This is a genomic window from Flavobacterium sp. 83, assembly GCF_000744835.1.
Lineage (GTDB): Bacteria > Bacteroidota > Bacteroidia > Flavobacteriales > Flavobacteriaceae > Flavobacterium.
Map to the genome: position 1 here is coordinate 48,692 of NZ_JQMS01000001.1, position 25,164 is coordinate 73,855.

At 32.4% G+C, this 25,164-nt stretch carries 26 protein-coding genes and 1 riboswitch; of the genes, 8 read left to right on the forward strand and 18 right to left on the reverse strand.

Annotated features, from left to right (window positions below; translation table 11 throughout):
• Positions 1–186: 186 nt before the first annotated feature.
• The 6 genes from T410_RS00250 to T410_RS16345 all read right to left on the reverse strand — a co-directional run bounded on the left by T410_RS00250 (position 187) and on the right by T410_RS16345 (position 6,749).
• A complete protein-coding gene (locus T410_RS00250) occupies positions 187–735 on the reverse strand; it encodes a hypothetical protein (RefSeq protein WP_035667583.1) in 549 nt (182 codons plus the stop codon).
• 86 nt (positions 736–821) lie between these two features.
• Positions 822–1,844, reverse strand: a complete 1,023-nt coding sequence (locus T410_RS00255; protein ID WP_152556913.1) for a DUF6371 domain-containing protein — start codon at positions 1,842–1,844, stop codon at positions 822–824.
• A gap of 100 nt (positions 1,845–1,944) precedes the next feature.
• Positions 1,945–3,345, reverse strand: coding sequence for a DUF3987 domain-containing protein (locus T410_RS00260; RefSeq protein ID WP_035667586.1), 1,401 nt, complete (start codon positions 3,343–3,345; stop codon positions 1,945–1,947).
• A gap of 5 nt (positions 3,346–3,350) precedes the next feature.
• Positions 3,351–3,614, reverse strand: a complete 264-nt coding sequence (locus tag T410_RS00265; protein WP_035667589.1) for a helix-turn-helix domain-containing protein — start codon at positions 3,612–3,614, stop codon at positions 3,351–3,353.
• 112 nt (positions 3,615–3,726) lie between these two features.
• Positions 3,727–5,433: a hypothetical protein gene (locus tag T410_RS00270; protein ID WP_152556914.1), complete on the reverse strand. Its 1,707-nt coding sequence runs from the start codon at positions 5,431–5,433 to the stop codon at positions 3,727–3,729.
• A 14-nt stretch (positions 5,434–5,447) separates the two neighbouring features.
• Entirely contained in the window at positions 5,448–6,749 is a 1,302-nt protein-coding gene (locus tag T410_RS16345) for a phage integrase SAM-like domain-containing protein (protein WP_051929307.1), read from the reverse strand.
• Between the two features lie 494 nt (positions 6,750–7,243).
• On the opposite strand from T410_RS16345, the gene T410_RS00280 reads away from it, so the two are divergent.
• Positions 7,244–7,750 (forward strand): hypothetical protein, encoded by a 507-nt coding sequence (locus T410_RS00280; protein ID WP_035667594.1) that lies wholly within the window; start codon positions 7,244–7,246, stop codon positions 7,748–7,750.
• Between the two features lie 76 nt (positions 7,751–7,826).
• On the opposite strand, the gene T410_RS00285 is transcribed toward T410_RS00280, so the two are convergent.
• The 4 genes from T410_RS00285 to T410_RS00300 are packed head-to-tail and all read right to left on the reverse strand — an operon-like array spanning position 7,827 to position 9,848.
• Positions 7,827–8,360 (reverse strand): DUF4252 domain-containing protein, encoded by a 534-nt coding sequence (locus tag T410_RS00285; RefSeq protein ID WP_035667597.1) that lies wholly within the window; start codon positions 8,358–8,360, stop codon positions 7,827–7,829.
• A 1-nt stretch (position 8,361) separates the two neighbouring features.
• On the reverse strand, positions 8,362–8,889 hold the full coding sequence (locus T410_RS00290; RefSeq protein ID WP_035667600.1) for a DUF4252 domain-containing protein: 528 nt from the start codon (positions 8,887–8,889) through the stop codon (positions 8,362–8,364).
• Positions 8,890–8,902: 13 nt separating this feature from the next.
• Positions 8,903–9,352 (reverse strand): hypothetical protein, encoded by a 450-nt coding sequence (locus T410_RS00295; RefSeq protein ID WP_035667602.1) that lies wholly within the window; start codon positions 9,350–9,352, stop codon positions 8,903–8,905.
• On the reverse strand, positions 9,339–9,848 hold the full coding sequence (locus tag T410_RS00300; RefSeq protein WP_035673868.1) for an RNA polymerase sigma factor: 510 nt from the start codon (positions 9,846–9,848) through the stop codon (positions 9,339–9,341). Before T410_RS00300 ends, T410_RS00295 begins: the two co-directional genes overlap by 14 nt.
• A gap of 124 nt (positions 9,849–9,972) precedes the next feature.
• Between T410_RS00300 and T410_RS00305 the strand changes: the two genes are divergently transcribed.
• Together T410_RS00305 and T410_RS00310 are read left to right on the forward strand one after the other, a co-directional pair.
• Positions 9,973–11,418, forward strand: a complete 1,446-nt coding sequence (locus tag T410_RS00305) for a S41 family peptidase (protein ID WP_035667604.1) — start codon at positions 9,973–9,975, stop codon at positions 11,416–11,418.
• Between the two features lie 73 nt (positions 11,419–11,491).
• On the forward strand, positions 11,492–12,106 hold the full coding sequence (locus T410_RS00310; RefSeq protein WP_051929308.1) for an N-acetylmuramoyl-L-alanine amidase: 615 nt from the start codon (positions 11,492–11,494) through the stop codon (positions 12,104–12,106).
• Between the two features lie 72 nt (positions 12,107–12,178).
• On the opposite strand, the gene T410_RS00315 is transcribed toward T410_RS00310, so the two are convergent.
• From T410_RS00315 to T410_RS17165, 7 genes are all read right to left on the reverse strand, one after another.
• The gene (locus T410_RS00315; protein ID WP_035673872.1) at positions 12,179–14,089 is read right to left on the reverse strand and encodes a TonB-dependent siderophore receptor; all 1,911 of its coding nucleotides are present in this window, start codon (positions 14,087–14,089) and stop codon (positions 12,179–12,181) included.
• Positions 14,090–14,164: 75 nt separating this feature from the next.
• Positions 14,165–14,435, reverse strand: a riboswitch (cobalamin riboswitch).
• 46 nt (positions 14,436–14,481) lie between these two features.
• Positions 14,482–15,018 (reverse strand): alpha-ribazole phosphatase, encoded by a 537-nt coding sequence (gene cobC / locus T410_RS00320; RefSeq protein ID WP_035667606.1) that lies wholly within the window; start codon positions 15,016–15,018, stop codon positions 14,482–14,484.
• Entirely contained in the window at positions 15,003–15,809 is an 807-nt protein-coding gene (locus T410_RS00325; protein ID WP_035673874.1) for an adenosylcobinamide-GDP ribazoletransferase, read from the reverse strand. The genes cobC and T410_RS00325 overlap by 16 nt, the downstream gene beginning before the upstream one ends.
• Positions 15,810–15,859: 50 nt before the next feature.
• Positions 15,860–17,542 carry a nicotinate-nucleotide--dimethylbenzimidazole phosphoribosyltransferase gene (cobT, locus tag T410_RS00330; protein WP_035667609.1) on the reverse strand — a complete coding sequence of 561 codons (1,683 nt, stop codon included), beginning with the start codon at positions 17,540–17,542 and terminating at the stop codon, positions 15,860–15,862.
• A gap of 68 nt (positions 17,543–17,610) precedes the next feature.
• Positions 17,611–18,255, reverse strand: a complete 645-nt coding sequence (locus T410_RS00335) for a diphthine--ammonia ligase (protein WP_035667611.1) — start codon at positions 18,253–18,255, stop codon at positions 17,611–17,613.
• A gap of 90 nt (positions 18,256–18,345) precedes the next feature.
• Entirely contained in the window at positions 18,346–18,861 is a 516-nt protein-coding gene (gene cobU, locus T410_RS00340; protein ID WP_035667614.1) for a bifunctional adenosylcobinamide kinase/adenosylcobinamide-phosphate guanylyltransferase, read from the reverse strand.
• A 2-nt stretch (positions 18,862–18,863) separates the two neighbouring features.
• Positions 18,864–19,070, reverse strand: a complete 207-nt coding sequence (locus tag T410_RS17165; protein WP_238567390.1) for a DUF5522 domain-containing protein — start codon at positions 19,068–19,070, stop codon at positions 18,864–18,866.
• On the opposite strand from T410_RS17165, the gene T410_RS17170 reads away from it, so the two are divergent.
• From T410_RS17170 to T410_RS00365, 5 genes are all read left to right on the forward strand, one after another.
• Positions 18,988–19,248, forward strand: a complete 261-nt coding sequence (locus T410_RS17170) for a hypothetical protein (protein WP_035667617.1) — start codon at positions 18,988–18,990, stop codon at positions 19,246–19,248. The genes T410_RS17165 and T410_RS17170 overlap by 83 nt on opposite strands.
• A 90-nt stretch (positions 19,249–19,338) precedes the next feature.
• Entirely contained in the window at positions 19,339–20,481 is a 1,143-nt protein-coding gene (locus tag T410_RS00350) for an ABC transporter substrate-binding protein (RefSeq protein ID WP_035667620.1), read from the forward strand.
• A gap of 1 nt (position 20,482) precedes the next feature.
• On the forward strand, positions 20,483–21,514 hold the full coding sequence (locus tag T410_RS00355) for an iron ABC transporter permease (protein WP_035667623.1): 1,032 nt from the start codon (positions 20,483–20,485) through the stop codon (positions 21,512–21,514).
• Positions 21,514–22,296 carry an ABC transporter ATP-binding protein gene (locus T410_RS00360; RefSeq protein WP_035667626.1) on the forward strand — a complete coding sequence of 261 codons (783 nt, stop codon included), beginning with the start codon at positions 21,514–21,516 and terminating at the stop codon, positions 22,294–22,296. Before T410_RS00355 ends, T410_RS00360 begins: the two co-directional genes overlap by 1 nt.
• Before the next feature lie 277 nt (positions 22,297–22,573).
• Positions 22,574–23,428: a hypothetical protein gene (locus tag T410_RS00365; protein WP_051929309.1), complete on the forward strand. Its 855-nt coding sequence runs from the start codon at positions 22,574–22,576 to the stop codon at positions 23,426–23,428.
• A 66-nt stretch (positions 23,429–23,494) separates the two neighbouring features.
• Here T410_RS00365 and T410_RS00370 read toward each other — a convergent pair whose 3' ends face one another.
• Complete coding sequence (locus T410_RS00370) at positions 23,495–25,105, reverse strand: class I SAM-dependent methyltransferase (RefSeq protein ID WP_035667628.1); 1,611 nt, start codon at positions 25,103–25,105, stop codon at positions 23,495–23,497.
• Between the last annotated feature and the right edge of the window lie 59 nt (positions 25,106–25,164).

The window sequence follows — 25,164 nt, forward strand, 5'->3', positions numbered from 1 at the left end:
AAACAAATGTAATAAATTATTTCAATAGTTATTTATTATAGTTTATATTTGTTGAAGTTTACCGCTTGCCTGTGGTTGGACTATATGAACAAAAAAAGAGGGTCGCCATTATGGTTGCCCTCTTTACTTTTATACGTCAAAATAAATCTCAGGAAATTTATAAACTGCCTTTGTTTTTATTTAATTCTACTTTTTAAAAACATCAAAATTTGGGCTTTTATCCATTTTTAATAATTTAAAATCTTTATCAAATTCAACCCACATTTCATCTAAATCTAAAGCACCAAAACCGTTTTTTATTCTAAACTTGTGAGTCGCAACATATCCTAAAATTTCTTTTGAATTTATAGTTTTACGATATTTAGCTATTTGTTTATTGCATACAAAATTTTCCTTTTCGATTGCTTTAATGTCGTCTGTTGCTCCAATAATGTATTCGTCAAAACTATTATCATTATATTGTTTGTTTAGTTTGATTGCTTTTCCAAGAGTTGTTTTTGAAATTTGCATTGCTTCATCATTATCTTTCAATATTCTATTATTTGCTTCTATTTCATCTTCAGAAATAGAACCAACAGTTACAGTATCTAAAATTTTCAATTCTACAAATTCATAGCTTTTGGGGTCTTTGGCATTTTTATCTAAATAATTTTTAATTTCAGACTTCATTTTACTTTCATTAGAACACGAAAACATTAGCATAGTTAAACTCAACAGTAAGATAATTTTTTTCATTTTTTAAGATTTAGATTAATAAAAATCAAATCTAATTATTTCAAAATCATTTACTTTGAGGTTTTCCGTAAACCAATAATATATTTTTATTTTATCTTTCTAATCTCATTATGATTATAATCTACTAAATCAAAGGTTTTTATCAGTTCCCAAATTTCAGGCGTGTGTTGTTCTACTTCGTGAACATTTAGTTCGGTTTCTGAATAGTTAACCTCATCGGGTTTAAATAGCTTAGCTTCTTTTAATTCGTTTATGTAAACGTCTGCTAAATCTGTTCCATCTACATAGTTACTTTGTTGCTCCAACCAATCATTAACCACTATATTAAAACCAAATCCGTTTAACTCGGTGGCTTTGTCTAACCAGTCTTTGTATTCACTTTTATCAGGGAACGCAACAATTTTATATTGCTTAATAGGTTTTAAAAATTCGTGTTTTAAACCTCCTTTACTTCCCGTGGACAACCAAGTATATTCAGGCTTAAAAACACTCATTAAAACGGCAGTTTTCTCACTTTCTACTAATGCAATGGTCTTTGTATTGGTTTCATTTATCAGGTGCAAACCATATAAACATTGGTTAAGATTAAAGTCTTTTAATTTTAAAACATTTCGTACACTATTTATAAATCCTTTGCCCTCGTTATTTTTTACACGTTTTCCAGTATAAGGATTTAAGAGCATTATTTTACCGTGCCTTACTTTTTCATTGTTATCAATTTGCCAAAATACTGTTGCACCCTCCCAAAGTTTAGACGTTCCTATTAAATATTTTAATATCACTTCTTTTACTTGAGCATCTGAAAAGATCGTTCTTAAGAATTGAACAAACGTATTTTGTTTAAAATTACGTCCGCTTTGGCTTACTAAATTGTAACTGTGAAAACTGGGTTCGGGTGTAGGAATATTAACAACTTCAAAAGTGTTTTTAAATTCGCCTGTGGGCGTGCTATAATAACCGCAATTTGTTTCACGGTCACAACGTCCGAACTCTTCAGCTAAATAGTTTCCTGTTTCAGTTTCTAAGTATTTAACAAAGGTTTTTTTATTGCATTTAGGACAAATAAACTTCTTACTGCTCTTATCTAAATTGTATTTATATTGTTTCATTACTGTAAGTTTAAAGTTTGCACTTTGCATTTATAACACTTTCAACACTTTCAAAATGTCGATAATGTCGATAATGCAAAGTGCATTAATAAATAGAGATTTATTTTTCCTGTTGGGGTTTTATAGTTTTTTCATAAAAGCCGTGCTTAATTCTTTTAAATAGAATAGTATCTTTTAAAAACTCTTTTAATCGCCTTTCCTGAAAATCAAAAGCTTTACCCTCTTCAATAGCTTCAGCGGTTGTAAACCTTTCGTTAAGATTGTAATAAAATCTTTTTTTATTATCGGCCAATGTTTCTAAATACTCTTTTGGATTTTGAATAATTCCCAAAACTTTAAACGAACAATTCATATAATACTCACAAAGTAGCTTTGCACCCTGTACGGCTTCAATTTGTATAAAATCGCTTTTAGGGTCTGCCATCATCTGAAGTAACAAAGCCAAACGAATAAAATGATTGTCAAACTTTGAAATAATTTCGCCTTTAATATTATTGCTATAATCGTTTACTAAATCGCAATTTTCATTTTGCCATTTATAAAAAAAGATTTTGGCTTCAGGTGTCCAGCTTACTATTTTACTATTAATAAAGCCATCATTTTCTTCTACTCCTGAACTATGATAATACGCTGTAATAAAATCTTTATAGCGGTCAAAGATTATTTCATTCAGTTCATTATCGTTTATGGATTGCTTTAAAGTTGCATCAGGAAACGCAAATAAAAACCTTTGAAAAAAACCATTATTAAGTTTTTGTATTGGAAATACATTTGCTAACATTCGAGGTTGTAAACCGCCAATAATTGACAAATAAGGATTTTTAATAAACAAAGGTATCGGATCGCCTATCCTGTCAATTGTTGTTGGTTGGTTGTTCCAAAATGAAAGATATACGCCTATTTGGTCTCCCTTTGAATAGTTGTTCATTCCCTCAAAAAAGGTGGCCATTTCGTCACTTAAAACCGTGCAACCTCTTAAATTTTCATTTAACCGTTTGTTTAAAACTTCAGGCGTAAAATTGGTTAAAATACTTTTAGTTAGTATTGGCTGGAACACTTTGGTAACTTCTAATTTTTCCGCTTTTGTTAGTTTTTGATATTCTAAATACTCTTTATATTGTATTACAAAATTATCGTGATTGAATTTATCAATATCTCTAATTATTGAAAATATTGTATTAACTGGGTGCGTTTTATTTGCTCCAGCATTACCAATCAAACAACTATAAATTGAAGCGTATTCGAACCAATTATTTTTGACTCTTACTTTTACACTTGTACCTACAATGGTAGCCATTGCCGTTAGTATTGCCGTTCCTGTATAGTCAATAGGAAAACTTAAACTTTTATTCAAATCAATTATTAAGTCTTTAAAACGCAAAGGAAATGCATTTATAGGGAATGGATTTTCACTTGCAATAACTTCGCTTTGCATAGCGGTATCAATAGCGGTGCTTAATACGTTTAAACCTTTCGCCTGTGGTTGGTTACTATTACTCATAAGAATTAATGATTAATAGGTTTAACCGCTTCTAATACTTCGCATTTTTTGTATAAAACACGGTTACCAATGCCGTAACTTTTGAGTTTACCGCTTTTGGTATGTTTCCATAAACTTGTTTTGTTGAAGTTTAATAATTTACAAACCTCATCCCGTGTAATAAATTCGTTTTCGGGTTGAGGTAGTGCAACGGGTTGTTGTTGAAGTTTAACAACCGCTTCGGCTAATTGTTCTAATGTAATGCCGTTTAAGAAAATTTGTGTGTTCATTGTACTTACTGTTTAAAGTGAAGTACAATGATATTCAGGCGTGTACGGTGCTTACAATGGTGTAAAATAGTATTATTATAGTATAAAAATAGTATGTATGGTATTTTGATTTTTATACTTTCATTTTTTTGAAAAAAGTGTTTTCAAGTTTGTGAAAAATTGGTTTTTCTTCTTCTATATACTTCGCCGATTTATCAAATTTACTTATTTTAATTCCTGTTTTAACTTTAACTAAAGTTCTAAATTCATCTTGCTTAACTTTAAAAATAAAATGTTTTTTGTCTGCATCGTTTTTTAAATAGTGAAGTATGTTAACATATTTAATTTGTGTTTTGTCTTCAGGTCTGTAATATTCAATTAAAAAATCAAAAAAATCATTTGCATTGTCGTTTGTAGGTTGTCCTAAATATTCTTCTTTTATTGAAGTATCGTTTATAACTTTTGCTTCATTTTCTTTTTCAGTATTAGAGTTTTTTAAAAATATTGGTTCAAATACGGAGGGATTGTTTAGAATAATTTCCCACGCTTTGTAAAATTCACCACCTTCAAACCCACTTTCAAAAAATCTTTCTTCAGTAATTTTTAGAATGGATTTGATATTATTTTCGGAAGATATTTTGGTTTCAATTTCCGTACAAGGACTTATTAAACTTCCAAGTTTCATAAAGCCATCTTTTTTCAAAAAGCCATCTCGAACTATTCTCGAGTATATTTTATAAGCAATTTGGTCATTAGTAATATTAAATAAACTACTATTTTGTTTTAAACTATTTTCAAATTCCTTATATCCTTTTAAAAATCCATCATTGTAATATTTGTAAAATGAATAAATATTTTCTTTTGTGACTTTATTATAATTTTCATCAAAACAAATTCCTACCATTAATTTATTTTCTAAATAATCATAATGTTTTATATTGATATGAAAATTATAAGGTTTATCAAAATAAATAAACATAGGAGGATTAAATTCACCAAATTCCGTAATCCTTTCGCCCTTATCATTTGAGTATGACTTAAAACTTCGGTCGTTACTGTTTGAAATTAATTCATCATATATTGATTTAGGAATAGTATTTATATTTATTCCATCGTATAAGTAGGGAATTTTTACATCAATATTATTTTTTGTTTCAATATTCTTATTTAATACTAAATCTATAATTTCGGGACTTGCTTTGACTTTAAGTTTTGATTGAATTAATTTAATTTCCTTTTGGAAAATATCTTTTTTCTGCTCTAATGTTAACAAACAAATTCTATATGAAAAACGGTGTAAATCAAAATTACCAAAAAGTATATTTTTTCCAGTTCCAAACTCAATTTCGTTATTAATACTATCTAAATTTTTATTTAGAATTTTAAGTCTTTCTTTTGATTTTGGTGTGTAAATTTTGAAATATTCTAAATTCAATTTTTTTTGATATTCAACTATTTCTGTAAAATGTTTTTTAATGCAAATGTCATTATATCTAACAATGAATTTTATAAGATATTCATTTATTAATTCTTTATTTTTTATGGATTCAAAGTCAAATAAATATTTGTCATACTCTTCAAATAAATTATTTTCTAAAAGGTCATCATTAAGTTTTTCAATTTTATGCATTAAAATCTCTAATGAATATATATACTCGGCAAAATAATATCTATCTCTTAATATTCTAAAATACGCCTTTATACGCTTAAAATCGTTCGTTATTATAGGATATTTAAATCGTTCGTTAAAAGATTCAAACATTATCATATTTAATTTTTCCCAATCTGAAACAGATTGAAAAATTTCCATTTCTATTTTATCAATTCTATGAAATAACATTTGCTATGTTTAGTTTATTTAGTGCCTGTGTTATGTACAACCTCCATTTGAGGCGGTGTTTTTTCTTTAGGTGCTAACTTACTAAAATAATCTAACATTTGATAAGCATTATCGTACGTGGTTTTACCGATATACGATAAAAACATTCTTTCAGTTCCGTGAGCCGTTATATTCATTAGTACGGGTGTTGGAATACGTCCGTAAAAATTAGTAGCAAACGAACGTCTGCAAATGTGACTGCTAATAACTTCGTGTTTAGGGTACACGCCTTTAGTAGTTGGCTTGTTATACTTTGTTTTTTTACGTCCTTTGGTTGGTTCAGTCAATCCAGCTTCTAAACAAACGTCTTTAATATGTTCGTTAAAATGTACTAATGATATTTTATAAGGTAAACCGCTTTCGATTATTTCAACCGCTTCAGGTAGTAAAGGAATTGCAACAAGTTTGCCTGTTTTCTGTTGCTTCAATTCAATTATTTTCATACCGTTTAACTCTTTAATGTTTTTGTCGGTAATGTTCAGTAAATCGCCTCCACGCTGGCCAATCAAACAACCTAATAATAACCATTTACGGGCGTTTATAAGTGCCTCTCTAATAAGCGGTGCATTTTTTATTGCTTCTTGTTCGTCTTCACTTAAAAAAACAATGTCTTCAGGTTCACGGCTTTCTGAAATACCTTTAATATTTTTAATCTGTGTTGAGGTTTCAATATCATTTTTAGAAGCATCGAGGCAAATAGTTCTAATGTTCGCAATATTTTTACCTACATAATTTGTGGAATATCCTTTGCCAAACATCCAGTTTTTATATTGTTCAACAAACTTTAAATTTATGTTTCTTATCAAAATGCTTTTGCTTTTAAGTGCTTCGGCTTCATATTTTAAAACCGTGCTTTTGAATAGCTTCAAGTTTTGAATACGTCCTTTACTTAATCCAAGTTCTTTTTTTGCATTTTGTTTATAGGGTGCTTCGTCAATATACTTTTGTATGTAAGTAGTCATAACGTCCAATTCTAAAACGGGCGTTTTTTTATTATAGAAATCAATTTGAAGTTGTAACCAATCGCCTGTAAATTCTATTCCTGTGCTTACCGTGTCATTGTGAGCATCATTTATAAATGTGGCCAATTTGTCCAGCTTTGATTTTAAAGCTTTTAGTTCTTGAGTTTTTTGTATTGGTGCTTTGCCGTTCCAATCTTTAGCATCGATTATAAAACCCGTTTTTCTTTTGAAAACTTGTGTTCTACTGATTGAAAATTGAACATAGATATTTGCGTTATCGCTTTTGCTTTGAAGTAAACATTTTACACTTGCCATAATTTTTGCCTTTTTTGAACAATTCAAAGATAAGCAAAAAAAAGAACTTAGTTAACCGTTAGTTAACCAAACGTGTATTATTGCGAATTATTACGGAAATGAACAAACCAACAAATTAAACAATCTCTTTATATTCAATACGTTTGATGGGTTTTACAAATAATCAAAATACACGGGTAATGTCCCCACCGTGGTCACAAAAAAATAAAATGCTTCAAAAAAAATCAAATACGTTTGGATTTTTTTTGAAGCATTTTACTTTCAAACCAAAACTTTGTTAAGGCCAAAAACTACTTGAAGCTTTTAAACCAAATCCTAAGCAGTAGTAAAATTAAGCGTAACTAGTATTTAGCTTGAAATTAATTTTCTTTTACTTATTCAAAATAAATTACAATTCTATTCGTTAATGGAATAACTGAAAGAACTATACAGGTATAAAAAGTTCAGTTAATTTAGATGAAAATTTACACCAAAACTACAAACCTAAGTTATTTATGAAAAAACTAGTCCTCCTCGCATTATTATTAAGTTCTTTCCTTGGATGGAGTCAAGACCCAATAGCTTATGATTTTTTTGATCAAGCATTAAAAAAAGCTGCAACAGGAAACTTAAAAGGATCAATTGATGATTATACTAAGGCAATCAAAAGAGATCCCTTATTTGCAGAAGCATACTTAAACAGAGCGCTTTCAAAACAAAAAATAGGCGATATAAAAGGAGCTTTAATTGATGTCAACACAACTATCAGCATTGACCCAAAAAGAGGCGATGCTTACACTACTCGTGCTGATATTAATTACAAATCAAATAATTACAAAGGCACCATTGAGGATTGTAGCCAATCTATTGTTTTAAACCCAAAAGATTACATTGCTTACAACCTTAGGGGACTATCCTATATTCATCTTGAAAACAAAAAGAGTGCATGTGCTGATTTCTCCAAAGCCATTCAATATGGAAGCCAAAGTGCCGTTAAAAACAAAAAAATGTTTTGTAAGTAGTACTTTCTAAAGGTATTAAACCATAAAAAAAGCGTCTTGATACAGAATCGGGACGCTTTTCTAATTCATACAATTTCTATTTTATTAGTTGTTGCAAAGGTTTGAGTTGTTCTAAAGCAATATTTGATTTTTGAATGACCTGCATCATGGTCATGATATTTGTGGGATTCATGTCTTTACCCAAAACGCGTATGACAGCAAAACCTGTTTCTTTTTTATTAGCAAAAAAAACAAACTCTTCAATATGCTCATCAGAACCTACATAACTTACTGAAGCTCCTTCTTTTCCAGATCCAAATTTCATCAGCTGCTGGTATTTTTTATCTTTCAGAATCAGGTTTACTTTAGCACGCTCCACTTCAAATTGTACTTTGTTTTTACCATTGAGTTTAAAGGCCAACACATTCATCTTATCAAAAGATTGTAGTGCTGTTTTTTGCTCTGATGACAATTGTGTTTGATCCATATTCAGTATATCTGACGAAACATCTAAAGCAATAAAATTCTTGTTATCTGTATTTTCTACAAAGTATTTCTGCAATGTAGGTTCTTGATTGCAACTGAACAGAAACAAGCTAAAGAATAGCGCAATACTATAAACAGGTTTCATTTTACTTTTTACCTTTAGTTGCTTTCTTCAAATCATCCCCTCCAGGAATTCGCATTTTATCCGTAAGTACTGAGATTTCACTTAAATCAAAATCCCCTGTTAATGACATTAAAACCGTATCATCATTTTTAGCACCTTCAATAAACATTAACAACTCTCTTATTTGAGAATCTTTTGCACCAGATTTAACTAAAATTTTAATGTTTTTTCCACTATCATTTACACGCATTAACTCTTCCAGACCTGCTGATTTTACATACCTGTCAGCGGCAATTTTCATCTCGCCTTCCACTCTGGTATTTTTAGTTGTAAAGACTTTTAGGTTATCTAATTTTTTTATCAAATTAAGGTATTGTTGTGTCTCTTTATCGGAAGCATCCACTTTTACTTTACTCATTAAATCAAACATTTTTTTATTGACAATGATTGAGGTGACATCATCTTGTCCATCGAATTTATCGAATGCAGCCTGAGCAAAAAATGGACTTGAAACTAAAACTACTACTAACGTTATTAAAAATTTTTTCATTTTTATTGATTGATTATTGTTTAAAAATTAATTCTTTTGATTCTTGGTATTCTTTAATATAATATACACTTTCTATGCCAACATTTACATGATTTGACAATAACGCCAATGCTTTTTGAGTTTCTTTAAGCGCAACTTCAGGATCATCATACGTTCCTAAATCCTGCTTCTCATTTACATTATCATTATTATAAAAAATGTATGCCCCAATTCCCAACAAAACAACCACCGAAGCAGCAATAGATAGCCACGCTACATAATGTTTCTTAGATTGTAGTGGAATTTCTTGCTTCAACATTTGCTCTTTTGGGAGAGAGAAATAACCAAATATCAGCTTGTATTGTTCCAGATGCTGCGCAACATCCGGTGAAGAAAAATAAGTACGTAATTCATTTTCTTCAGCAATACTGGTTTCTCCCTGAAAGTATTTTTCTAAAAGTATTTCTATTTTATTTAATTCCATAGCTGTGCGTTTTTATCATGCTTTCTCTTATCGTTTTCCTTGCTCTTGAAAGCGCTACGCGAATAGCAGTTTCATTCATGTTTACTATTTCAGCAATTGCAGCAAACTCATATTGTTCAATATCCCGCATTTGTATTAATATCCGTTGTTGTTCCGGCAATTGGTTTATTATTTTTTCAACCCAATTCAGACTGTCAATATCTTCTATTTTTTTATATAAACCTGGCTCACTATCTGTAAAATTAGTATGAACTAATTTAATATTCCCCGCTCTTTTTGACTTCAATTGATCCAAACAATAATTTTTTGTCATTGTCATTGCAAAAGCTTCTATACTAGTAAAGCCATCTAAACTTTTATTTTTATTCCATAATTTAACCCAAACTTCTTGAGTGGCATCTTCAGCTTCTTCAGTACTTATGAGCAATCGCTTTGCCAGTCGAAAGACTTTATCTTTAAATGGACTGATTAGCTGCACAAACTCATATTGGTTCATAAGGAGCATTTATTATAACGGTTATACAATCAAGACGATTCACATTTCTTTTTGTTACAAAAAAACATAAAATAAAAACTAAAGTTAGTATTTTTACGTTCATAAAAGACATTGCTCCCAAAACATGAAAAAATCATTCCTACTTACGCTTTTATTATTCTTTGGTATTCTTACTTTCCAATCTTGCCAAGATAACGATGATGTTGCCGCACCAGTAAATTTAGATGTTCAGGATTTTATCTGGAAAGGATTAAATCAATACTATTTATGGCAAGCTGACGTACCTAATTTAGCTGACGACCGGTTTCCAACTCAAGTCGAATTGAATACTTTTTTGAAAGGATATCCTGTTCCTGAAAATTTATTTAATGCACTTAGAGTCGATAAAACCATCGATCGATTCAGTTGGATTGTAAGCGATTATTTAGAACTGGAAGGAGCGCTTCAAGGAACAACTAAAAATGATGGTGTCGATTTTGGTTTAAGTTATAAGCCAGGAAGCTCTACTGAGATATTTGGCTATGTACGTTATATTATTGCAAATTCAGATGCTTCTAATAAAGCCATCAAGCGTGGTGATATGTTCACTGCCGTAAATGGTACTCAACTTACCATAAGTAATTACCAAACTCTATTAGCTGCTGATAGTTACACATTAAATATGGCCGACTATAATGGAACGACAATTGTTGCCAATGGAAAATCAGTAGCATTGACAAAAACCGTTTTATCCGAAAATCCAATTTTAATCAATAAGGTAATAACCTCTGGCTCTCATCAAATAGGATATTTAATGTACAACGGCTTTTATGCTAATTATGATACGCAATTAAATGATGCTTTTGCTACTCTAAAATCCCAAGGAATTACTGACTTGGTTTTAGATTTACGCTACAATGGCGGTGGCTCTGTTCAGACCGCTACCCGATTAGCGAGCATGATTACAGGTCAATTTACGGGTCAAGTCTTTGCTAAGCAACAATGGAATGCTAAAATCAATGCTTATTTCGAATCCGAAAACCCAGCAGCTTTAATCAATAGCTTCACAGACAAAATTGGAACTACAGCTATCAATAGCCTGAACATGACTAAAATCTACATCCTAACGACCAAAAGTACTGCATCAGCAAGTGAATTAGTTATAAACGGACTTAAACCCCATATCAGTATGGTGCAAATTGGTGATGTGACAACCGGAAAAAATGTTGGATCAGTTACACTATATGATTCCCCTACTTTTGGCACTGAAAACAGAAACCCAAACCACAGATATGCCATGCAGCCTATTGTATTAAAAATCGTAAATTCAGATGGATTTGGTGATTATTATAATGGCTTAACACCTACTTACGCCCTAAAAGAAACTATAAGTAGTTTTGGCGTTCTTGGTGATACAGCAGAACCTTTATTAAGCACTGCAATAGGTAAAATTACCGGAACAGCTAGAATGCTTAAACAAAGTACAGGAAAAGATTTTAATTATTTTAAAGATGCAAAATCTATTGATGGGTTACAAAACCAAATGTACCTAGAAAAAGCACCTGAAGGTCTTTTGAAAGCTTTGAAATAATTTAAACACAATTATAATAAAAATACTTTTTTTAAGTTTAGATTTAGCACTTAACACCCTAAAATACAACTAAATGAAAAATTTAAAAAAAATATTTTTAATAGCAATAATAATTATTTCTTTTTCATTTATAAGTTCTAAACCATTAGAACCAAAAAAAATAAATATTGTTATTGATGCAAGTCATGGTGGGAATGATTATGGAGTCATCTCTAATTCTATTACTGAAAAACAAATTGTAGAACAAGTATCTAACAAAATTAAGTCTTTAAATAGTAATGTTATGATTCATCTGACAAGATCAGATGACACCTTTTTATCCTATGAAGAACGCGCTAATTTCATAAATAAACTTAAACCTGATTTGGTTTTATCCCTTCATGTAAATTCAAGCTTAAATAATAAAACATCTGGCTTAGAATTATATGTTTCAAAAGAAACTGAGTTTTTTGAAAAATCAAATGAAATTGCAACAAGGCTGCAAGACAAATTTTCAAAGGATACAAATTTGAAATTATCAGGTATAAAAACGGGCCCTTTCTACATTCTTAAAAGATCAGACGTACCAGCAGTAATTGTTGAACTTGGTTATTTAACTAATGAAAACGACAAAAAATACTTGATTGACGATAAGGAGCAAAATAAAATTGCTAAATCCATTTCAGAATTTATTTCCGAAATGAAATAAAAACAAGAAACCCGTTCCAAATTAAGAAACGGGTTTTAAGTACTAAAACTAAAATATTTTATTTTTTGATTTTTAGAATAAGAAATTCAACCCAAGTTTAAAATTTCTTCCTCTGGTACTATACCCTCTGGTTTCAATAAAATCATTATCCAAAATATTATCAACTGCACCAAAAACATTCAATCTATTTTTGATTAATTCATAACGAACATTAGCATTTACTAATTGGTAATTTTTCAAAACTTCTGAGTTTAAAACGGGATCAAAAGTAGGTGCCGGATATGTTGTGTACTCAAAATTTCTATCAGACACAAATTGGTACGCCACATTAAAAGCTAAACGAGGGGCAGCCTGAACATCTACAGAAGCATTTACTTTGTGTTTTGGATTTAAGATACGAGATTGTTTTTCTAATTCCGTAAAAGTATAATTAGCATTGAATTTTACTTTATCATTAAAAGCATAAGAAATCATTGTCTCAAGACCTTTGGCTTTGTTTTTCCCATTTACATTAAAATATTTGTAAGTCATCAAATCAAATCCTATAGCATCCTGCTCCTCTCTTTGAAAAACAACAGCATTCAAAACTACTTTTTTATTTACTAAACTTACTTCAAAACCAGCTTCGGCAGTAGCATCTTTCTCTGGAGATAAATTCAAATCTCCGTATGGAGAGTACAATTGGTACAAACTTGGAGTAACAAATGCTGTACTGTAAGACGCTAATACTTTAAATGATTCTGAAAAATTATACGATGGATTAACATTATAAACTAAATTATTACCGTATTTGCTATGCATATTATAACGGGCTCCTACATTTAAATTTAATCCAAAACCAGAATTATAAACAGCCGTTACATAAGGATCAATCATATTGAATTTTGCTATCTCAGTTGTAATCGCATCATACTGGCTCACGTTTGACATTTCGTGAAACTGAAATTGTGCTCCGGTAACCACAAATAATTGAGATGAAATTTCATATTTATTAAAGGCATCAACATTGACACTTCTTGACTTAGCCTGAAATAAAGAGCCATAACTAAAGATATCACGGTTGATTACGTTTGCGCTGGTATTGATTACCAATTCTCCTTTGTTATACTTGTATTTTGGAGTAAAACCAACTCTAAATTGCTCTGAAAGACTAAAATTTTTAAGATCATCCGCAAATGAGCCTGCATCAAAACCGTTTTTCATTCGGTCATAATTAGCAAAGAAATCCAAGGATAATTTTTTAGTTGGCGTAAAGCCAATTTTTACTAAAGAATTCACTCTTGAAAAAGCATCATTTTCAAATTTAGTATTTGGATTCAATGGTTTAGCTTCAGAAATTCCTGTAGTTTCGGTACTATTCAAAGAAGCAAAATAATTTACTTTTTCAAAACCACCGTTTACAACAAAACCCTGGTTGTAATCTTGCACACTATAATTTGCTTTTTTAGCAACTGTCTGTGTACCAATATTCATGTAGGCATTTCCTGCAATCGCTTTTTTACCTGCTTTTTTTAGTGTAATATTAATTACACCGGTTGCTGCTCCAGAACCGTATAATGTACTTGAAGCACCTTTCATAATCTCAATACTTTCAATTTGCTCTACTGGAAGTAATCTCAAATCATACGATAAGCTAATTCCTGAAGCATCTGTTACCGGAACACCATCAATCAAAATTAAAACCTGATGATTTCTTCCTCCGCGAATGTAAAGTCCCAAATCTTTACCATTACGACTCTGATTTCCATTAATTTCAACACCTGCTACCGTACTTAAAATAGAAGCTACTGATTGTCCTGATTTTTTCTTCAAATCCTCAGCAGTAATTTTGACGATAACTTTTCCTGATTTTTCTTTTGGCAAAGCAAATTTTGAATCGGAAACAACAACCTCATCAAGTTGTTTTGGCTCTTGTTCTTGTGCATACGTGTTCATTGCAAATAACAATGCAATCGCACTAAAGCGAATGAATTTTTTGTTCATTTTTAAAATGTAAAATTTAATAAATGGGGAGAAAAGCATAGAATGACCCATACCCAAACCTTTTTTCCCGAAAGTTTGATACTCGATGTAATAGGCAGGTCTCCTGGCTTGCGTCTTGTTGTTTACCTTCTCATCTCGTATTTAAGGACGAGACAATGGTTTTGTAGATAACAACAAGCTTAATAGCTTACAGTTGCGGGTACAGCTCAGGATTTAGGATTCTTGATTTAGAATTCTTGATTTAGGATTTAAACCCTGAAATCTGAAATCTAAAACTTGAAATCTTTCACCTGATTCCCTTTTAATGGGGTTTGAAAATAAACAAACCTCAACCTCAATACGGCGGCAAAGATAAAATTATATTAAGTTAATAACCTAAATAATTGCGGATTTTATAATTCAATTTTAATTACAGCTCCAAAATCTACTTTATTCTGAAAAGCGTCTTTTAGTGGCAAATCTGAAATTTTACATAAAAAACTACGTATCACTCCTGCATGTGCCACAATAATAACTGGTTTTGAATTGGTTTGCTGAAGTTCATTATGCATAAAATCAATTACTCTATTGTGTAAATCCGTAAATGATTCTCCATTCGGCACGCGAACATTTACAAAATCAGTCATCCAAGGCGTAAAGTCATCCGGTGGAATTACATCCCAATTTTTCATTTCCCAATCGCCAAAATTCATTTCCATCAAACGAGAATCTTCATTTACAGCAGTAATTTCTGAATTGTCTTTGATGTAATTTGCCAAAAGCACACAGCGAAGCAAAGAACTGGAATATAGCTTTGCATCTTGAGGTAATTGATTCAAAACAGACTGAAAAACAACATCATAAGGTTCCATGATTTCCACATCGGATTGTCCATAACAAATTCCTTTTTCGCAAACCGTTTCCGTGTGACGTACTAAATAAACTTCCATAATGCAATAACTGATATATAAAAAACCACTTCACAAACCTGTTGGGTTGCGCCTAAACAATCCCCGGTATACCCGTCAATCCATTTCTGAAAATAACGCGCCAAAAAGAATCGAGTCAGAAAAACAGGTATTAAAACCAACAGTATTTGCCACTGAAAATAGGACAAAATAACTAATGGAAGTAATCCAAAAAAGAAAGCTCCCGCCACTTCTCTCCAAGAATAACTTTGTGCGATAGGTTTACTTTTGCTTGAAGCATCTTCTCGAGAATATTCATGGGTAAAAACAATTGAAATCGCTGCTAATCGACTGATGGAATGCGCTGAAACAAGTAATAGTAAAATTATAAATTGTGAATTATAAATTATAAATTTAGGATTATCCAAAACTTTAATTAATTGAGTCAATCCTTGAAATTTAAGGAATAACAACAGCATCACACCTATTGCTCCATACGCACCAATAGCACTGTCTTTCATAATTATCAGTATTTTTTCTTTGGTCCAACCGCCACCAAAACCATCGCAAACATCAGCAAAACCATCTTCATGAAAAGCTCCCGTAACTAAAACGGAAGCAATCATAGAGAAGATTACCGCAATTTCAGGCGCAACTAAATAATTAAACACACAATATACCCCAAAAGCAACGCTACCCACAATCCAACCAATTAATGGAAAATAACGGGACGCTTTATTTAAATAATCTGGATTGTGATCAATGGTTGCAGGACACGGAATCCTTGTATAAAACATTAATGCTGTAAAAAATATATGTAGTTCTTTTTTCATTTTTTTTATTTTGGCTAAAGCCAATTTATCTATTTACTAACAAATTAAATTTAAAGTTCCCGGCTACTCACACCTGCGGATTCAAAACTGGCCATATCATTCATGAATGTTACAGCCGACTCAATTATAGGGAAAGCAATCGCACAACCCGTGCCTTCACCCAACCTTAAATCTAGTTGCAATAGGGAACGAACTCCTAGATAATCTAATATTTTTTGATGCCCTTGCTCCGCTGAAGAATGGCAAAAAATAGCATTTTTAAGAATGGACGGATTCTTTTTAAAGGCAATTAAAAAAGCAACACTACAGATAAAACCATCTACCAGAATCAGCATATTACTCTTTTTTGCCTGAAGCATTCCACCCACCATTTGCATGATTTCAAAACCGCCGAAATAACCTAACTTGCTCTCTAAATCATCTGAACCATTATAATTGGCAATGCATTTTTTAAGAATACTAATTTTTTGAATCAACTGTTCATCATTTACTCCTGTGCCTTTTCCTACGCAATCCTGAATTGGTAATTCTAAAATAATGCTCATCAAAACCGAAGCTGTAGCAGTGTTACCAATACCCATTTCACCAAAACCAATACAATTACTGCCCGTTTTTGCAATAGAGGCAACAATTTTACTTCCTTTCATAAAACACAATTCAACTTCTGTTTTACTCATTGCGGCTCCATGCAAAAAAGAGTGTGTTCCCTTCCCTATTTTAGCCGAAATCAAATCAGTATTCATAGGGAAATCATAATTCACTCCAGCATCTACAATAGCTAATTGAATCTTATTTTGTTTACAAAACACATTGATTGCTGCGCCACCTATCAAAAAATTATTCACCATTTGTCTGGTTACATCTTGCGGATAGGCACTTACACCATGATTTGCAATTCCGTGATCGGCTGCAAAAACAACCAGATTGGGTTTTATAATTTTAGGTTCTAAAGTTTGAAACACCATCCCAATTTGTTTGGCAAGCACTTCTAAAATTCCTAATGAACCTGTTGGTTTGGTTTTTTGGTCGATTTTATGTTGTAACGCATTTGCAAAAGCAGCAGAATCTATCTCCTTTTCAGTATCAAAAAATACTTTCTCCACCTTACTTTCATGCAAAACAGTAATTTCCTCAACTAATGGAATTTCTTGTTTTTGTTTCCAATTCAGTTGTTGCAACATGGGTTGATTATCATAATTGGTAGCCGGTTTTCCCACACAAAAATACCCCAACGGCTCCATATTTTCAGGCAAACCCAATAATTGCTTGAACTGATAGTAATTCAATATGGAAACCCATCCCATAGAATACCCTTGCTCCGTTAAGGAAAGCCAAATATTTTGTGCAGCACAAACAGAACTGAACTTTACCGCTTCATTACTCCCAACGGTTCCAATCGTAAAATTATTCAAAACGGAACGATCATAGCAAATCACTAATCCCAATGGTGCTTCTTCTATTGCTTCTAGCTTAAGAGCTTTGTAGGCTTGTTTTTGTTGTTCGTTATCCGTTAGCGAAATTGCTTTTTCATCATAATCTAAAAATAAATCTTTAATGGCTTTCTTCATTTCAGCCGACCTGACCAGATAGTATTTTGTAGCATCAGTCAAACCCACAGAAGGCGCCCAATGCCCCGCTTGCAGTGCTTTTTCAATAACAGCATCAGGCACTTGATCCTCCGTAAAATGACGGGTGTCGCGGCGGGATTTTAAAATTTCATCTAAATAAGTCATGTTTTTTTATTTAAAAGTTCAATGGCAAATTCAATGACAATTGCCATTGTTTTTTTGTTATTGAAAAGTTATTCTTCCCAGACGATGAAACAATAATTTTCATAAGTAATTCTAGTGAATTCAGGCAGTTCAATCGCTCCCGAAAACAACGGACAATTAATTACCAACGTATGAAACTCGCCATTTTCACCACAAGGATCTATTCCTTTTTCGTGTAATTCTTGAGCTAGTTCTTTGTTCAAAATTTTACCCAGATAATGTTCTCCCATCATTGTATTGCAAGAAACAATCATCGTTACAATTCCGTTTTCAAGCATTTGATTTACCAAGACGATTCGGTTTTGTTGCCACAAAGGTAAAATTGCTTTTAGCGATGCGGCGGCACATACTTTATCTTCCCAATCTTTGTGCGGTTGCAAATCAATATCACCAAAAACGGCTGCTTCCAAATCATATTTGGCTTTTAGCATTTTCAAAACGGCAATAAATTTGGCTTCATAATCACCCCAAGTTGCCGGAATTCCTTCCAGAGGTAATCCCATTTTTTGAGCTTGCTGATTCAATATAGACAATGGCAATCCGTGAGAACGGGATACTTTTCCGTTTTCATTCATCATATTGAGTAACACTTTTGGAACAAATCCTTGCTGAGTTGCTTGCATCATTGCATAACAACTGTCTTTTCCGCCACTCCAAGAAGTCACAAAATTCATATGTAGTTATTTATTGATTTTTAATTGAATATGTAATACGCTATGAGACACTATTTTCGTTGAATTCAATATTGTAAAATCATAGCTATTTCATTTTGTTTCTTTTATTGTTACAGGAATTCCAGAAACCATAAGCACAACGATATCGGCATTCTTAGCTATATATTGATTCATCCAACCTTGAAGTTCAGTGAATTTTCTACCTATGTGAGTATCGGCATGAACACCCATTCCTATTTCATTGGTTACAATAATAATAGTTGTATTTTCTTGATTGGCAATAGCATCAAATTCAGCTTTAGCTTGTTCTAAGCACAAGGAAACATCGTTTTTAGTATCTACAAAAAAGTTCGTTAACCAAAGTGTGACGCAATCGACTATAGCTACTTTTCCTGAAAAATTAATTTCACTCAAGTGTTTTTCTTTTTCGATATTAATCCATCGTTCGTCCCGATCTTTTTGATGGCGATCGATTCTCTTTTGGAAATCATCATCCCATTTTCGGGCTGTAGCCACATACATTGGTTTATCCGACAATTCTTTTGCTAAATTTTCAGCATAACTACTTTTACCGGAGCGTTCGCCACCAGTTATTAAATATATCATTTTTATATTTTTTTAAATCCATACGGACAATGTCGACATCCATAGGTACAACAATGACCTCTTTTTAGATGAAACCAAGCCTTGAAAACATAATTCCCATTTTCTAAATAATAGTCAATTCCTTCTATGAGATTGGTCGTTTTGGGTAAATCTTTAGCTTTATTATTTGTTGCAGTTTCAGAAGACAGAGTTGCAACATATTCGTCAATTTTAGTGGAGCATGCCGTTGTAAAGCAACTGGAACAGAGACAATCTACCATTTCTGTCGGTGTAAAAATGGGCGGAAAATTGTTGCACCAACATTTACTTCCTTCAGGTGTGTCCCCGCAATTAAAAGGAGTTCCGCAAGCAGAACAGTTTTTGACTTTAATGCTATTCATTTTGTAAAGATAGTATTTGTTCAATTTTTTACTGCTAAAAATAAACAAGAAATTTTATAAATTTGGTATACCTTTGTTGCTATCGAAAAATTAAATCATGAAGTTCTCCATTAGATTAATCCTTTTTATTTTGTCTTTTTCAACTTTCGTTGGATGCAAAAAAAGCGAAAACCTTAACGTAAAAGAAAGTTCCAATTCTAAAAATGCAATCGAATATGCCTCGGGATTTTCTATTAATAAGTATGAAGGATATTCAGTAGTGACGGTTTCTAATCCTTGGCCTGAAGCCAATAAAAACTTCACCTATATATTAAAAGAAAAAAACGGCAGCATTCCAGATAGCCTACAAAAATACACCATAATTTCAGTTCCTTTAAAATCAATTGTCGTTACCTCAACAACTATTATCCCTTTTTTAGAAATGTTGGGAGTTGAAAAATCACTGGTGGGTTTTCCTCACACCGATTACATTTCTTCTAAAAAAACCAGGAAACTAATTGATGCCGGCACTGTTAAAAACATAGGACAAAACGAAAAATTAAATATGGAGCAACTCATTGAGTTGGAGCCTAACTTAATCGTAACCTTTGGCATTGACAACAACAATCCGACGATTGATAATTTACAAAAAAGCGGTCTTAATGTACTCATACAAGCGGACTGGATGGAACAAACTCCACTTGGCAAAGCAGAATGGATTAAGCTTTACGGCGCTTTATTTGGAAAAGAAAAAGAGGCCAAAACACTTTTTGATGGAATTGTCAAAAATTACAATGACGCTATAGAATTAGTTGCCAACAAAAAACCAACAGCGACCGTTTTATACGGAGCTATGTATCAAGACCAATGGTATGTAGCAAGAGGAAATAGCTGGGTAGCGCAGTTTATGAAAGATGCCAAAGCGAATTATTTGTGGTCAAATGTTGCAGGAACAGGAAGTCTTAGCATGCCTTTTGAAAAAATATTAGAGAAAGCAAAAACAGCAAAATATTGGATTGCAACAGGTTCATTCAAAAACAGTGCTGAATTCGAAAACAGTAATCCACATTACAGTCAGTTTGATGCTTCAAAATCTAAAAATGTGTATACTTTTGAAAGTAAATTAGGTGCAACAGGAGGAACTATTTATTATGAATTAGCAGCAAGCCGTCCAGATTTAGTATTGAAAGATTACATTAAAATCTTCCATCCTGAACTGCTTCCAAATTATACTTTTACTTTTGCACAAAAACTAAACTAAATTGGCGAATCAAAAACGAAATACTATTCTATTTTTCTTGCTTACTTTGGGGCTTGTTCTATTGTTTTTTGTAAACATTAGTTTTGGTTCCATCACGATTCCTTTTAAAGAAATTTACACTAGTTTAACTGGTGGTCAAGCGAGTAAATCCACTTGGGAATATATCATTGTCAATTATCGTTTACCCAAAGCCATTACTGCAATTCTTGTTGGAATGGGATTATCCATAAGTGGTTTGCTGATGCAAACTTTGTTTCGAAATCCATTAGCAGGACCTTATGTTTTAGGACTGAGTTCCGGTGCCAGTTTAGGCGTTGCTTTTGTACTATTAGGAGCGAGCTTACTTCCTCCTTTTTTAAGTACAATTTTACTATCCTCGTATGGAGTCATTTTAGCTTCAACTATAGGAAGTTCTATTGTGTTACTAGCGGTTTTGATGGTTTCCCAAAAGTTACGCGATACAATGGCAATCCTAATTGTTGGATTAATGTTTGGTAGTTTTACCAGTGCAATAGTAGGCGTTCTTACGTATTTTAGTTCGGCTGAACAATTACAGAAATTCACGTTTTGGTCCATGGGAAATTTAGGCAACTTGTCTTGGTCATCCATATTAATTCTAACCGTTTGTGTGGCGATTGGTTTGTTATTAAGTCTGTTCAGCATCAAACCGCTAAATGCCTTATTATTAGGAGAAAATTATGCTCGCAGCTTAGGTTTGAATTTCAAGAAAACACGATTGATTATCATTTTTGCAACAAGCATTTTAGCAGGAAGTATTACGGCGTATGCAGGTCCAATTGCCTTTATAGGACTGGCGGTTCCTCATATTGCAAAATTAGTATTTCAAACCAGTAACCATTCGGTTTTGTATTGGAGTACGTTACTTTTAGGAGCTTCGATTATGCTTGTTTGCGATGTACTTTCAGAATTACAAGGATTAGAAATCACTTTACCTATCAATGCTGTAACTTCGATAATTGGTGCTCCCGTGGTTATCTGGTTATTGGTTAGAAAACGAAAAATGATTGCCTAATGGAAAACAAAATTATCTTACAAGCGTCTCAAATCAGCATCGGTTATTCTCATAAAAAAGAGAAAATCGTAGTGGCTTCGGATATTTCTCTTTCTTTAAAAAAAGGAAAACTGATTGCTTTAATTGGTGCCAATGGCATTGGAAAATCAACACTTTTAAAAACGATAACGGGAATCCAGAAACCACTTTCAGGTGCCGTTTTCTTGAATGAAAAGAAAATCACGGATTACGAACCTTTGGATTTAGCCCAAAACCTAAGTATCGTTTTAACCGAAAAATTACCTCCAAGCAATTTAACCGTTTTTGAACTCATTGCTTTAGGAAGACAGCCTTATACCAACTGGATGGGAACTTTATCTGACATTGATATTGTTAAAGTGAATGAAGCTATGGTGCTGACTCAAATCAGTCATTTAGCTACAAAAAAACACTATGAAATTAGTGACGGACAATTACAAAAAGTATTGATTGCACGAGCTTTAGCACAGGATACTCCGTTAATAATTTTAGATGAGCCAACCACACATTTGGATTTATTGCATAAAGTAGCCTTATTCAAACTTTTAAAAAAGCTTACTCATGAAACCGGAAAATGCATTTTATTTTCTACCCATGATATTGACATGGCGATACAATTGAGTGACGAAATGATTATTATGACTCCAGAAACAGTGCTTCAAGACGAGCCTTGTAATTTTATTTCAAAAGGGAGTTTTAATACCTTATTCAAAGATGAGCATATTGTTTTTGATGCTGAAAAAGGAAAATTCATGATTGTTTAGTTTCTCTGAAATTCTTCTGCTAAAACACATCATTTTTATCGCATTTTTTTTATAAAATCTGTTGTCTAAAGACTATCTTTTTTCTTATTTATAAATTTTACGGTAGTAAAAACAATATACTCCGCGCAAATAAAATTGTGCTTTCAATAAATTTAAAAACAAATTAATACTGATTATCAAGTTGTTACGATATTTATTGTATTTTTGTTCTTCATTTTATTTTCCCCAAAGCTCAACTTATCTACATTATTAAAAACAATCTTTTAAATTTTTAATTATGGAAAATTTGTTTACGTTGCCAAAAAAAATGGTCGTTTTGGGGTCATTATTTTTCCTTTTATCCTGCAGTCAGGATGAAATGATTAATAGTGATTCGCAACAAAATGGTGTCCAATCGCTTACTGCAAAAACCAGTGCTACCAAACTTGTTGTATTTAAAGGCCCACAAGTTGCGCTTGGATACGGAAAAGTTCGTTCGTGGATAAGTGTGGATTCAAATGGTCATCCTAACGAAATTGGACTTGAAATCACTCCTGAAGCTTTTAAAAATCTGACAACTGAAAATAGTAAAACCGTTCCACCAGATGGAGAAAATATTGTAGTACCATTGCAATTAAAAGCGACAGAATTAACCCCTTTTGATCATATTGGAATGAACTGGAATCCTCATGGTCACGAACCTGCAGGTGTTTTTGATGTACCCCATTTTGACATTCACTTTTACATGATTTCTCCTGAAGAACAACTCGCAATACCCGCATGGTCGCCGGAAACGGATGCTGCTTTTAATAATTATCCTGCTTCTGGTTACATGCCTGCAGATTATTTTACTCCACCTGGTCCGGCAACTGCCGAAGCTCAAATGGGAAAACACTGGTTGCCTGCAGACTTAGGAGCATATCTCCCTTTTTCTAAAATTATGATTTACGGTTCTTATAATGGTAAGTTTATTTTTGTCGAACCAATGATTACTTTAGATTACCTACTTTCTGATGTTGATTTTAGTGCCAATTATTCTCAACCGGAACATTTTCAAAAAGCAGGGAATTATCCAACAAAATATAACATTTATCACGATGCGGTGACTGGAAATACCTACGTTACATTAAGTGATTTTGTTACCAGAAATTAAATATAAATGAGGAGGTTGAACAGACTTCCTCATTTATTACTATTTTTCAATTCATTGTAAAATGTTCTATCCATTTCCTTTCAATAAATTTATACTGACTGTTGCAATGGGAGAATCCGGAAATCTTCTAAAGAAATTAGTGTCTGGATATAATCCTGCTTCAGCAGCGATTTTGTGCAAAACGGGAATTTCGACTATGTATTGATCCGAAAAACCATGCGTGGCATCATAAGCCGTTGCGGCAGTTTTTCCTAAATTACCAGCGGTCAAATTTGGAGCAATGGTATGCAATTCAATCATTAACAACCCAAATTTCCGAACGTAAGGGGACCATTTATTCAAATGTTCCAATAGATTATCTTCTATTAAACTAGTGCTGATTCGCTCTCCTCTATGCACAAATGCTCCTGTTGAATGACTTATTCTGTCTTTATTTACTAGTTTGGGAATTTCCCAAATTCGGTTATGATCCAAGAAGGTTCTCACATTCAATAAATCTTTCAAATCAATGTTATAATTTTCCAATAAGTCATTGGCTAACAAATCCGGTTGTCCAATATCGCCCCAAATTACTTTGGCCCAAATATCGGCTTTGATTAAATTGGCTCTGGTTACTTTCAACGCCGCCTGATTATAATCGGCACCAACGAGGAATAAAGGATAATCATCTAACATTTTTCCGCGCAGGGTTTGTCTTTCGATTACAGTATAAATATGTTCTATAAATGCTCCATTACCACAACCCATATCGAGGATTCCTTTGGGCTGATCTTCTATTGGTAAATTGAATAATTTGATGATAATTTCATCTACGACTTTAAAATAAGTATCGTGCGCACCTCCGCTTCCCCAAACATTCATTTCTCGGTCTACATGAATTTCGTCTTCGTCTTCAGCAACCGTTCGGAGTATATTTGGGTTACCAAAAAGTAAATCCTCCATTTTACTAAAAGTAGGTAAATAGGAAACTGTCACTCCATAAGCAGAAGCTCTTTTGGCAAAAAACAACCCCATTTCCGTAAACTGATAATTTCCTTTTTTTTGGGTAAACCAACCTAAATCAACAAAGAAATCGAGAATAATTTTGAAATTTTCGGGTGACTTATGAAATTCTTCAGGACGGAAAGAAATCTCCATAAAATACTTATGGAACATACCGCTCATACCAAGCCGTACCAATATTGGCCCAACGAGACAACCTTCAATATGTGTTAGAATCTGATGCTGAATTTCATTGGTCAGCGTATCATTCGAAAATGAAATTTCATAATTTTTTTTATACAAATCGAAAATTAAACCCAATCGAGCAAAAGGAATATCATCTAATAATCGTGTGCGAAATTGCATCGTGAAATGCAGTAAATCAAGCACATCTTCATATAAATAGAACATCGAAAAAGCAATCGCACTTTTATCGTTTATGCTAAATTTAATTTGGTCAGTGGCGGTATTGATATGATAATCCAGGAATCCTTGCGAACACAAAACACGCAAACCCACATTGAGATAGCCTTCATTTGCTTTAAAATATTGTGTAAGTTCCGCAAGTGTGACTTCTTTTTTGTCAAGAATATAGGAAAGCATCCCTTTTTCATGTAAAACATAGGCGACAGGAGCGGTAACTAAACCATCTAAATGTTTAAAAATGGTGCTTCTAAGAGTAATTTTATCAATCATAAAAAGTACGTTTTAAAGGAGAAAAAACACAATTCAATCTAGAATGACCTACTCAAATA

Bases quoted from the DNA above. Each gene is read 5' to 3' on its own strand.
- cobC (WP_035667606.1), bottom strand. From the start codon at position 15,018: ATGGAAGTTTATTTAGTACGTCACACGGAAACGGTTTGCGAAAAAGGA.
- T410_RS00285 (WP_035667597.1), bottom strand. From the start codon at position 8,360: ATGAAACCTGTTTATAGTATTGCGCTATTCTTTAGCTTGTTTCTGTTC.
- T410_RS00280 (WP_035667594.1), top strand. From the start codon at position 7,244: ATGAAAAAACTAGTCCTCCTCGCATTATTATTAAGTTCTTTCCTTGGA.
- T410_RS00255 (WP_152556913.1), bottom strand. From the start codon at position 1,844: ATGAAACAATATAAATACAATTTAGATAAGAGCAGTAAGAAGTTTATT.
- T410_RS00360 (WP_035667626.1), top strand. From the start codon at position 21,514: ATGGAAAACAAAATTATCTTACAAGCGTCTCAAATCAGCATCGGTTAT.
- T410_RS00325 (WP_035673874.1), bottom strand. From the start codon at position 15,809: ATGAAAAAAGAACTACATATATTTTTTACAGCATTAATGTTTTATACA.
- T410_RS16345 (WP_051929307.1), bottom strand. From the start codon at position 6,749: ATGGCAAGTGTAAAATGTTTACTTCAAAGCAAAAGCGATAACGCAAAT.
- T410_RS17170 (WP_035667617.1), top strand. From the start codon at position 18,988: ATGAGATTGGTCGTTTTGGGTAAATCTTTAGCTTTATTATTTGTTGCA.
- T410_RS00335 (WP_035667611.1), bottom strand. From the start codon at position 18,255: ATGAATTTTGTGACTTCTTGGAGTGGCGGAAAAGACAGTTGTTATGCA.
- T410_RS00300 (WP_035673868.1), bottom strand. From the start codon at position 9,848: ATGAACCAATATGAGTTTGTGCAGCTAATCAGTCCATTTAAAGATAAA.
- T410_RS00270 (WP_152556914.1), bottom strand. From the start codon at position 5,433: ATGTTATTTCATAGAATTGATAAAATAGAAATGGAAATTTTTCAATCT.
- T410_RS00265 (WP_035667589.1), bottom strand. From the start codon at position 3,614: ATGAACACACAAATTTTCTTAAACGGCATTACATTAGAACAATTAGCC.
- cobT (WP_035667609.1), bottom strand. From the start codon at position 17,542: ATGACTTATTTAGATGAAATTTTAAAATCCCGCCGCGACACCCGTCAT.
- T410_RS00290 (WP_035667600.1), bottom strand. From the start codon at position 8,889: ATGAAAAAATTTTTAATAACGTTAGTAGTAGTTTTAGTTTCAAGTCCA.
- T410_RS00250 (WP_035667583.1), bottom strand. From the start codon at position 735: ATGAAAAAAATTATCTTACTGTTGAGTTTAACTATGCTAATGTTTTCG.
- cobU (WP_035667614.1), bottom strand. From the start codon at position 18,861: ATGATATATTTAATAACTGGTGGCGAACGCTCCGGTAAAAGTAGTTAT.
- T410_RS00350 (WP_035667620.1), top strand. From the start codon at position 19,339: ATGAAGTTCTCCATTAGATTAATCCTTTTTATTTTGTCTTTTTCAACT.
- T410_RS00365 (WP_051929309.1), top strand. From the start codon at position 22,574: ATGGAAAATTTGTTTACGTTGCCAAAAAAAATGGTCGTTTTGGGGTCA.
- T410_RS00260 (WP_035667586.1), bottom strand. From the start codon at position 3,345: ATGAGTAATAGTAACCAACCACAGGCGAAAGGTTTAAACGTATTAAGC.
- T410_RS00295 (WP_035667602.1), bottom strand. From the start codon at position 9,352: ATGGAATTAAATAAAATAGAAATACTTTTAGAAAAATACTTTCAGGGA.
- T410_RS00305 (WP_035667604.1), top strand. From the start codon at position 9,973: ATGAAAAAATCATTCCTACTTACGCTTTTATTATTCTTTGGTATTCTT.
- T410_RS00315 (WP_035673872.1), bottom strand. From the start codon at position 14,089: ATGAACAAAAAATTCATTCGCTTTAGTGCGATTGCATTGTTATTTGCA.
- T410_RS00310 (WP_051929308.1), top strand. From the start codon at position 11,492: ATGAAAAATTTAAAAAAAATATTTTTAATAGCAATAATAATTATTTCT.
- T410_RS00370 (WP_035667628.1), bottom strand. From the start codon at position 25,105: ATGATTGATAAAATTACTCTTAGAAGCACCATTTTTAAACATTTAGAT.